The organism is Actinophytocola sp. (assembly GCF_035942955.1).
In the GTDB taxonomy this organism is placed as follows: domain Bacteria; phylum Actinomycetota; class Actinomycetes; order Mycobacteriales; family Pseudonocardiaceae; genus DASYTH01.
In genome coordinates this window covers 1-9,410 of sequence record NZ_DASZCQ010000131.1, presented here as the reverse complement: position 1 = coordinate 9,410, position 9,410 = coordinate 1, and the positions used below count along the sequence as shown (strand labels likewise).

The window sequence follows — 9,410 nt, the reverse complement described above, 5'->3', positions numbered from 1 at the left end:
GTCCGGCGGCGCCGGGACCGGCGGCGGCTCGCCCGGCGCCTCCGCCTCGACCCGGGCGTGCCGCGGCGGCACGGCCAGCCGCAGCACGTCGATCATGGTGCCGCCGTACCGGTCGGCCACCGCCCTGGCCAGCGTGGCGATCTCCGGCGCGAGCACCGGCTCCGCGGACACCACCCGGTCGAGATACTCCAACCGTCCCTTGTGGTCGGACTCCGCCACCCGCTCCAGCAGGAACCCGTCCACCTTCTGCCCCGCGAACCGCACCCGCACCCGGCACCCCGCCACCGCGGCCTGGTCCATCGTGTCCGGCACCAGATAGTCGAACGGCCGGTCGAGGTGGGCCAGCGGCACGTCCACCACCACGCGCGCCACCGGCAGCGCCGCGGCCGGCCGCCGCTCCCCCCGCCGCGTCGTGGTGCTCCCGGTCATGCCCGTGGTCTACCAGAACCGGCGGTCGGCCCACCGTCCGGCGACGCATACGTCACACCGTGTTCGAAGGATCACCCAATCAGGTGAAACACTCGGTCTCTTTTGGACGATAACGGGCGTGCGACCTGCACAAAGTCGCCACGTCCTGCTCTGGGGTTCCGCCCACCGGTAAGGGGGTCGTAGTGCTGCTGCGCAGTTCCCGGGTGGTGGCCGTGGTGGCGGCGGCCGTGCTCGCCGCGAGCCTGGCCGTGACCCTGCGTGCCTCCCAGGCGCACGCGGCGCCGATGCTGCCGTCCGGATTCCTGCTGCAGGACATCCCGACCGGGATGCGGCCCGCCGGTCCCGGCGGGGACCAGCTCACCGACTTCGCCTTCCTGCCGGACGAGAGCTTCCTGGCCATCGCCAAGCAGGGCAAGGTCACCTGGGCCCCTGGCCTCGGGCAGGCCGGAGAGCCCAGGCAGATCGCCGCGCTCCCGGTGCAGGGCGCGGCGGACCTGGGGCTGGTCGGCCTCGCCGTCGCGCCCGACTACCCGACCAGCAGGGCCATCTACACCGCGCGCTCGGTGCTCACCACCGAGTCGCCCTCGGGTAGCTGGGGGCAGCTGCGGCTGAGCCGGTGGACGGTGACCACCGACACCGCGGGCATCCCCACGGGGCTGACCGGCGAGCAGGCCGTCCTGAAGCTGACCGGCGACATGGACGCCCACGCGATGACCGGGGTGATCGCCGCCGAGGACGGCACGATCTGGCTGAGCATCGGCGACAACGCCGACCACCGCCGGGTGGACACGCTCGCGCTGCGCGCGCTCAACCTCGACGACCCGCACGGCAAGCTGCTGCACCTGCGTCCGGACGGCTCGGGCGTGCCGACCAACCCGTTCTACGACCCGGCCGACCCGAGGGCCACCCGCAGCCTGGTCTACGCCAGCGGCCTGCGCAGCCCGTTCCGGGTCAGCCTGGAGCCGGGCACCGGGCGGCCGCTGCTCGGCGACGTCGGGTGGAACACCTTCGAGGAGATCGATGTCGTCGCCCCCGGCAACAACTACGGCTGGCCGTGCTGGGAGGGCAACGAGCCCACGGGCGGCTACCGCGACCTGCCGCAGTGTGCCGCCACGACCACCGCCCTGCCGGCCCATGCCTACCCGCGCACGACCGGCAGCAGCGTCACCGGCGGGCTGGTGTACACCGGGACGTCGTACCCCGAGCAGTACCGCGGCCGGTACTTCTTCGGCGACTACGGCTCGCGCCGGCTGTGGACGATCGGCATCAACCAGCTGGGCCGGCTCAGCACCCAGCCGGAGACCGACGGGTTCGGCAACGACATCGGCCTGCCGGTCGCCTTCCGCGCCATGCCGACCGGCGGCGACATCGCCTACGCCGACATCCTGTCCGGCAAGGTGCGCCGGCTGGTGTACGCGCCGGGCAACGCGGCCCCGAACCCGGTCATCCGGACCACCGTCGACGCGGCCACCCGGACCGTGACGTTCGACGCGGGCGAGTCGTTCGACCCCAACGGCGACCCGATCACCTTCGGCTGGGCGTTCGGCGACGGCACGACCGGGACCGGCGCCCGGGTCACGCACGCGTACCCGGCCGGCACCGACAGCGTCACGGTCACGCTGACCGCCACCGACTCGCTCGACGCGAGCGCCACCGCCACGGCGACCGTCCACCCCGGCAACCACGCTCCGGCGCTGTCGGTGTGGGAGCCCGACCCCGGCAAGACGTTCGCGGCCGGTGAGGTGATCACGGCGACGGCCACGGCGACCGACCCCGAGGACGGCCCGCTGACCGTGACCTGGTCGGTGACCACCGTGCACTGCCGCAGCGTCGGCGGCTGTCACGACCACCCCGGCGCGCAGCAGCAGGGCGGGAACTTCCAGCTGACGTTCGACGGCCACGCCGGCGACACCCGGCTGGAGATCTCCGCCAGCGCCACCGACTCCCGCGGAACCACCAGCGTGCACACCTTCGGGGTGCGGCCCAAGCAGCGCCGGATCACCGTGCAGTCCAACCAGCCCGCCGGGTTCACCATCGGCGGCGAGCAGACCGACACCGGCCTGTTCACCGTCGGCATGACGCTGCCGATCATCGCCCCGGACGCCGCGGTGGACGGCGTGGCCACGTTCGACCGCTGGGGCGACGGCGGCACCGAGCGGGTGCGCGAGCTGACCCTGCCCGACGCCGACCAGACCCTGACCGTCAGCTACCTGACCCCGATCGACCGGCGCTACGCCGGCGACGCCGCCCTGCAGTCCACGCTCGGCTCGCCGGTGGGCGTCGAGCAGGGCGACGCGTCGGTCCGCTGGCGCGAGTACCAGCGCGGCCGGGCCTACTGGTCGCCCGCCGGCGGAGTGCACGCCGTGGCCGGCGACATCCTGACCGTCTACCTGTCGCGCGGCGGGCACCTGGCCTACGGCCCGCCGCTGACCGGCGAGACCGCGGGCGCCGACGGGACCGGACGGTTCATCCGGTTCCAGCGCGGCACGTTCTACTGGAAGCCCGGCCTCGGCACGTTCTCGGTCGAGGGCGACATCCAGGCCAAGTACGAGACACTCGGCGCCGAACGCTCGGTCCTCGGCTACCCCACGACCCACCAGTCCGCCACCCCGGACGGCCTCGGTCGGTTCAACCACTTCCAGGGCGGCGGCAGCTTCGTGTACACCAGCGCGGCGCCGTTCGGGCACCCCGAGGCCGCCCGCCGCGGCGCCCCGAGTCCCGCGCCTTCCGGCGACCTCGCCGGCGCCTCGATCTACTGGCATCCCAGCACCGGCGCCTTCGCCGTGTACGGCCCGATCCGGCAGAGGTGGGCCGGCCTCGGCTGGGAGCGGTCCTACCTCGGCTACCCGACCAGCGACGTGCTCACCGTCCCCGACGGCCGGCGGATGAACTTCCAGTACGGCTACATCCTGGAAGACTTCACCACCGGCCAGGTCCGCGACGCCCGCAACTGAGCGGAACCCGGCCGGGCGCCGGGTCGTTGCCGTGGTGTGTCCACGGTGGAGACGGTGCTGTCGCTCGCCATCCCCGGCGTGCCGATCCTCCTCGTCGCCGTCGGCGTGTACGAGCTGCGGCGCCAGAAACGGCGCAACCGCCCCGGAACCCCGCTGACCGCCACCTACATCAACGAGTTCACCGCGATGTTCTACGGCACCAAGCGAATGGAGCTCGACCACCGCGACTCGATGTCGATGATGCGCAAAGAAGACGCCGAAGGCGCCCCACCCCGCGTCGACGTCGACCTGGACCGCGGCATCGCCGTGCTGCGGCCTGAGGATCGCGACTCCGGCCCGGGTGGTGTTTCGTAGGTGCGCCTGCACGAAGGCGGAACACGGCTGCCCGCAGCCGGGACACACCGGTGCGGTGGACCGCGGCCGGGCGTGTCCCGGCCTCGGGTAGCTGTGTTCCGCTTTCGCGCAGCCACACCCGGCCTACCGGACTTCTGAAACCGGCCTACGCGCCGGGGCCGTCCTCGTCGGGGTGGGCGGAGCACCGCGGGGGTCGTGAGGCTGCCGGACAGTACGACTTGCCGGGTGGGGGTCAGGCGGGGGGTGGGTCGTCGGCGTGGGGGGTGGCCGTGTACCAGGCGGTGTACATGGCGGCGAGGTCGGCTCGTTCGGCGGTGGTGGACTCCTCGCGGATGCGGCGGTTGAGGCCGGCCGGGAAGCCGTGGCGGATCAGGCGGCGTTCGGAGGCGTCCTCCATGAAGGACAGGGAGAAGGTCATGCCGACCGACACGCCTAACACGATCATGGGCAGGCGGAGGGACAGGGGGATGGGGAGGAGTAGGAGCAGCAGCCAGACCGAGTGTTGGACGAGGGCGCGGGCGAGGTGGCGCAGGACCCAGGTGCGGCTGGTGAGGTCGTAGAGCACCCACTCGCGGTAGACGTCGGGCAGCCGGCCGCCCACCGCGTACCAGAGCCACCGCACCGGGTTCGGGCGCTTTGCCCTCACCCGCTCATGCTAGTTGCCCGCGGCGCGCTTGAGGTCGTCGGCGCGGTCGGTGCGCTCCCAGGGGAGGTCGAGGTCCGGGCGGCCGAAGTGGCCGTAGGCGGCGGTTTGGGCGTAGATGGGGCGGAGCAGGTCGAGGTCGCGGATGATCGCGGCGGGGCGCAGGTCGAACACCGAGGTGATGGCCTGCTGGATCTTGGCGGGGTCGACGGTCTCGGTGCCGAAGGTTTCGACGAAGAGCCCTACGGGGGCGGCTTTGCCGATGGCGTAGGCGACCTGGACCTCGATGCGCGAGGCGAGGCCGGCGGCGACGGTGTTCTTGGCCACCCAGCGCATCGCGTACGCCGCACTGCGGTCCACTTTGGACGGATCCTTGCCGGAGAAGGCGCCGCCGCCGTGCCGGGCCATGCCGCCGTAGGTGTCGACGATGATCTTGCGACCGGTCAGGCCCGCGTCACCCATCGGGCCGCCGATGACGAACCGGCCGGTCGGGTTGACCAGCAACCGGACATTGGACGTGTCGATCGGCAGGTCGGCCAGCTCGGGGCGCATGACCTGCTCGCGGACGTCGACGCCGAGCAGGCGCTCGAGGTCGATGCCGTCGGCGTGCTGGGTGGAGACGACCACGGTGTCCAGGCGGACCGGCTGGTCGCCGGCGTACTCGATGGTCACCTGGGTCTTGCCGTCCGGGCGCAGGTAGGGCAGCACGCCGTTCTTGCGGACCGCGGTGAGGCGCTTGGACAGCCGGTGGGCCAGCGCGATCGGCAGCGGCATCAGCTCGGGGGTGTCGGTGCAGGCATAGCCGAACATCAGGCCCTGGTCGCCGGCCCCTTGTTTCGCGATCTCGTCCGTGTCTTCTCCGGCGTGCTCGACGCGGGACTCGTAGGCCGCGTCGACGCCCTGGGCGATGTCGGGCGACTGCGCGCCGATGGCCACGTTGACGCCGCAGGAGTTGCCGTCGAAGCCCTTGGCCGAGGAGTCGTAGCCGATGTTGAGGATGACGTCGCGGACGATCGCGGGGATGTCGGCCCACGCCTCGGTGGTCACCTCACCGGCGACGTGCACCTGCCCGGTGGTCACCAGCGTCTCCACCGCCACCCGGGAGCGCGGGTCCTTGGCCAGCAGGGCATCCAGGATCGAGTCGCTGATCGCGTCGCAGATCTTGTCCGGGTGGCCCTCGGTCACCGACTCGGACGTGAACAGACGGCGACTGCCCTGACTGCCCTGACTCACGACGACACACCCCACCTATCTCGCGGACTACTCGATCAGACTACTTGGACGATTCCCGATGCAACTCGCCGTTGAGCAGCGCCACCACCGCGTCCCACACCTCGGACGCCATGTGCGCCTTTGAGGTGAGCGCGATGGGCCGTTCGGTGCCGTCTGTGGACAGCAACCAGCCGGCGTTGTCCTCCGTCTCGAAGGCCTTACCCTCGCCGACGGCATTGACCACCAGTAGATCGCTGCCCTTGCGCTTGTGTTTCACCCGGGCGTGGGAGAGCACATCGGCGCCGCTGTCCCCGGTCTCGGCGGCGAACCCGACGATGATCTGGCCCGGTACTCGGGCGGCGACCAGCTCGGCCAGGATGTCGGGATTGCGGGTGAGCGCGACCGGGTCCGGGTCCCGGCCGGTCTTCTTGATCTTGTACTCGGCCCTGGTCGTGGGCCGGAAGTCGGCGACGGCCGCGGCCATCACGATCACGTCGGCGTCCGCGGCGCGCTTGTGCACGGCCTCGCGCAGCTCCTCGGCGGTGCTCACCCGGACGAGCTCGGCGCCGGCCGGCTCGGGCAGCGCCACGGTGTGCGCGGACACCAGGGTCACCGCCGCGCCGCGCGCCACGGCCGTCCTGGCCAGCGCGTAGCCCTGCTTGCCGGACGACCGGTTGCCCAGGTAGCGCACCGGGTCCAGCGGCTCGCGGGTGCCGCCGGCGGAGATCACCACGCGGCGGCCCTCCAGGTCGCGCGGCAGCGCGTCGGGCCGGATGAGCAGCAGCCGGGCCAGGTCGACGATCTCGGCGGGGTCGGCCAGCCGGCCCTTGCCGGTGTCCGCGCCGGTGAGCCGGCCGCTGGCGGGCTCGGTGACGATCACTCCGCGTCGGCGCAGCAGCGCGACGTTGTCCCTGGTGGCCGGGTGCTCCCACATCTCGGTGTGCATGGCGGGCGCCATCAGCACCGGGCAGCGGGCGGTGAGCAGGGTGTTGGTCAGCAGGTCGTCGGCCAGCCCGTTGGCGGCCTTGGCCAGCAGGTCGGCGGTGGCCGGCGCGACCAGCACGAGGTCGGCGGACTGCCCGACGCGCACGTGCGGGACCTCGGTCACGTCGTCGAAGACCCCGGTGTGCACGGGATTGCCGGACAGGGCCTCGAACGTGGCCGCGCCGACGAACCGCAGCGCGGCCGCGGTGGGCACGACCCGGACCCGGTGGCCGGACTCGGTGAGCTGGCGGAGCACCTCGCACGCCTTGTACGCCGCGATCCCTCCGCCGACGCCGAGGACAACATTGCCCGATCCCACGCTCGGGCTCATGTCACTTCGCGATGCCGGCCGGCGGTGAACAACGGGTAGGCCGGTCCCTCGGGCGGACCTCCGGCCCGCCATCGGAGACCGGGGCCCTCGCAGGTGGGACGCCCCGCCGGGGTCACTCGCCCTCGGTGTGCTCGAGCAGGCCGGCGTGGATCTCGCGCAGGGCGATGGACAGCGGCTTCTCGCGGGGACCCGGCTCGACCAGCGGGCCGACGTACTCCAGGAGTCCCTCGCCGAGTTGCGCGTAGTAGTCGTTGATCTGACGAGCCCGCTTGGCCGCGTAGATCACCAGCGCGTACTTCGAGCTGACCTTGTCCAGCAGGTCGTCGATCGGTGGGTTGGTGATGCCCTCGAGATTGTGACCGGACGGCTCACCCAGGGTGCCCAGCTCGGTGGGGGTGATCACTTAGCAACGCTCCAGCTCATCAGTGGAATTTCCCAGCACCAAGGTTAGCAACTCCTTAGCCGCGCTCTGCACGTCGGTGTTCACCACCACGGCGTCGAACTCGTCCCGCGCGGCGAGCTCCTCCCTCGCGGTGCGCAGCCGGCGCTCGATCACCTCGGGCGGCTCGGTTCCCCGGCCGGTCAGCCGGTGCACCAGGTCTTCCCAGCTCGGCGGGGCCAGGAAGACCAGGAACGCCTCGGGCACCGCGGCCCGCAGCGCGCGGGCCCCGTTGAGATCCACCTCGACGAGCGCGGGCCGGCCCGCCGCGAGCCGCCGCTCCACCGGCTCGCGCGGGGTGCCGGAGCGATGCATGCCGCCGTGGATCTCCGCCCACTCCAGCAGCTCGCCCTCGGCGATCATCCGGTCGAACTCGTCCCGGCTGACGAAGTGGTAATCGCGGCCGTCCACCTCACCCGGACGGCGCTGCCTCGTCGTCGCCGAAACGCTGAACCACAGATCCGGATAGAGCCTGCGCAGCTCGTGAACCACGCTGCTCTTACCGACGCCGGAGGGGCCGGCAAAAACGACCAGCCGACCCCTCCGCTGCGGGTGATTCACTCGCCGCCGAACTCGGCGAGCAACGCCTTGCGCTGGCGGTCGCCAAGGCCGCGAAGACGGCGGCTGGGGGCGATCTCCAGCCGCTCGATGATCTGCTGGGCGCGCACCTTTCCGACGCCCGGAAGGGCCTCGAGCAGTGCGGTGACCTTCATCTTGCCCAGGACCTCATCGTTGTCAGCCTTGGCGAGCACGTCCTTGAGGGTGGTGCCGCCACGCTTCAGGCGCTCCTTGAGCTCGGCTCGGGCGCGACGGGCGGCAGCCGCCTTCTCCAGTGCTGCGGCCCGCTGCTCATCGGTCAGCTGGGGAAGGGCCACGATTTCCTCCGTGAGGGTGGTGTCTGTGGATCGGTGCAGCGACGTTACCGACCTCAGACGGGTGAGGACAACGCGGGTCCCGATAGTGCGTTCCGTAGTTCCCACCCGTCCATTGTCACAAATTGTAACCGTCCGGCTCCGACCTGCACATATGGTGGGTCGGTCGGGTCTATCCTGGCAGAACGCACGGGAAAGCGGATCGGTTCAGTGGGTTACGGCCAGGGAATCTCGTACTTTTAGCGCCGCCGACCGCAATGCGGACACGTCGGGACCGTGCCGCAGGACATCGCGCGAGGTGCTGGGCAGCACGTGCCGCAGCGAGTCGCCGAACACCCTGCTCAGATCCGCCACCGTGCCGCCCTGAGCACCGAAGCCGGGCGCCAGGATCGTGCCGCGCAACTTCGACAGGTCCACCCCGGCCGCGCCGATCGTCGCACCGATCACCAGCCCGACCGAGCCGAGCGGGCTGGCCCCGGCGTTGCGGGCGGCCGCCTGGTCCACGATGACCTGGGCCGTCGACCGCCCGTCGGCCGCCGTGGCCCGCTGCACCTCGGCGCCCTCCGGGTTCGACGTCAACGCCAGCACGAACACCCCGCGGCCGGTGCGCCCGGCCAGTTCCAGCGCCGGCTCCAGCGAGCCGAACCCCAGGTACGGCGACAGCGTCACCGCGTCCCCGGCCAGCGGCGAGCCCTCCCCTAGGTAGGCCCTGGCGTACGCGGCCATGGTCGACCCGATGTCCCCGCGCTTGGCGTCCACCAGCACCAGCGCCCCGGCCGCCCGCGACTCGGCGATCACCCGCTCCAGCACGGCCACCCCGGCCGACCCGAACGCCTCGAAGAACGCCGACTGCGGCTTGACCACCGCGATCTCCGGCGCCAAGGCTTCCACACAGGTCATCGCGAACCGCTCCAACCCGGCGGCGTCCACGGGCAGCCCCCACGCCTCCAGCAGGCTCGGATGCGGGTCGATGCCGACACACAGCGGCCCGCGCAGCGAGACGGCCGTGGTGACCCGCGCGCCGAACGGCGCCCTCACCGCCGGCTCCCGCCGCCGGGGTGTGGCGTCGACAATGCCGGTGGTCGGCCGGGCGGGGTGGTCGGGCCGCCACGGCGGCCGGCGGTGCGGTGGGTGGGGTCGCGCAGGGGCCGGACCTGGGCCGCCGGCGGTCGGACGGGCACCGCGGCCCCGC

General features: G+C 72.1%; 9 protein-coding genes and 1 pseudogene. 2 read left to right on the top strand and 8 right to left on the bottom strand.

Annotation, left to right across the window (positions count from 1 at the left end):
• Positions 1 to 429 (bottom strand): annotated as a pseudogene (locus VGX25_RS13145) (primosome assembly protein PriA); the annotation flags it as partial.
• Positions 430 to 611: 182 nt separating this feature from the next.
• Here VGX25_RS13145 and VGX25_RS13140 point away from each other — a divergent pair.
• The gene (locus tag VGX25_RS13140) at positions 612 to 3,383 is read left to right on the top strand and encodes a PQQ-dependent sugar dehydrogenase (protein ID WP_326918003.1); all 2,772 of its coding nucleotides are present in this window, start codon (positions 612 to 614) and stop codon (positions 3,381 to 3,383) included.
• Positions 3,384 to 3,428: 45 nt separating this feature from the next.
• The gene (locus VGX25_RS13135) at positions 3,429 to 3,737 is read left to right on the top strand and encodes a DUF6191 domain-containing protein (protein ID WP_326918002.1); all 309 of its coding nucleotides are present in this window, start codon (positions 3,429 to 3,431) and stop codon (positions 3,735 to 3,737) included.
• A gap of 232 nt (positions 3,738 to 3,969) precedes the next feature.
• Here VGX25_RS13135 and VGX25_RS13130 read toward each other — a convergent pair whose 3' ends face one another.
• From VGX25_RS13130 to pyrF, 7 genes are all read right to left on the bottom strand, one after another.
• Entirely contained in the window at positions 3,970 to 4,383 is a 414-nt protein-coding gene (locus VGX25_RS13130; protein ID WP_326918001.1) for a DUF5313 family protein, read from the bottom strand.
• Between the two features lie 9 nt (positions 4,384 to 4,392).
• Positions 4,393 to 5,583 (bottom strand): methionine adenosyltransferase, encoded by a 1,191-nt coding sequence (gene metK, locus VGX25_RS13125; RefSeq protein ID WP_326918004.1) that lies wholly within the window; start codon positions 5,581 to 5,583, stop codon positions 4,393 to 4,395.
• A 70-nt stretch (positions 5,584 to 5,653) separates the two neighbouring features.
• Positions 5,654 to 6,907, bottom strand: coding sequence for a bifunctional phosphopantothenoylcysteine decarboxylase/phosphopantothenate--cysteine ligase CoaBC (coaBC, locus tag VGX25_RS13120; RefSeq protein ID WP_326917999.1), 1,254 nt, complete (start codon positions 6,905 to 6,907; stop codon positions 5,654 to 5,656).
• Positions 6,908 to 7,019: 112 nt separating this feature from the next.
• Positions 7,020 to 7,310 carry a DNA-directed RNA polymerase subunit omega gene (rpoZ, locus tag VGX25_RS13115; protein WP_326917998.1) on the bottom strand — a complete coding sequence of 97 codons (291 nt, stop codon included), beginning with the start codon at positions 7,308 to 7,310 and terminating at the stop codon, positions 7,020 to 7,022.
• Positions 7,311 to 7,907, bottom strand: a complete 597-nt coding sequence (gene gmk / locus VGX25_RS13110) for a guanylate kinase (protein ID WP_326917996.1) — start codon at positions 7,905 to 7,907, stop codon at positions 7,311 to 7,313.
• Positions 7,904 to 8,221: an integration host factor, actinobacterial type gene (gene mihF / locus VGX25_RS13105; protein WP_326917995.1), complete on the bottom strand. Its 318-nt coding sequence runs from the start codon at positions 8,219 to 8,221 to the stop codon at positions 7,904 to 7,906. The genes gmk and mihF overlap by 4 nt, the downstream gene beginning before the upstream one ends.
• Before the next feature lie 204 nt (positions 8,222 to 8,425).
• The gene (pyrF, locus tag VGX25_RS13100) at positions 8,426 to 9,256 is read right to left on the bottom strand and encodes an orotidine-5'-phosphate decarboxylase (RefSeq protein ID WP_326917994.1); all 831 of its coding nucleotides are present in this window, start codon (positions 9,254 to 9,256) and stop codon (positions 8,426 to 8,428) included.
• Between the last annotated feature and the right edge of the window lie 154 nt (positions 9,257 to 9,410).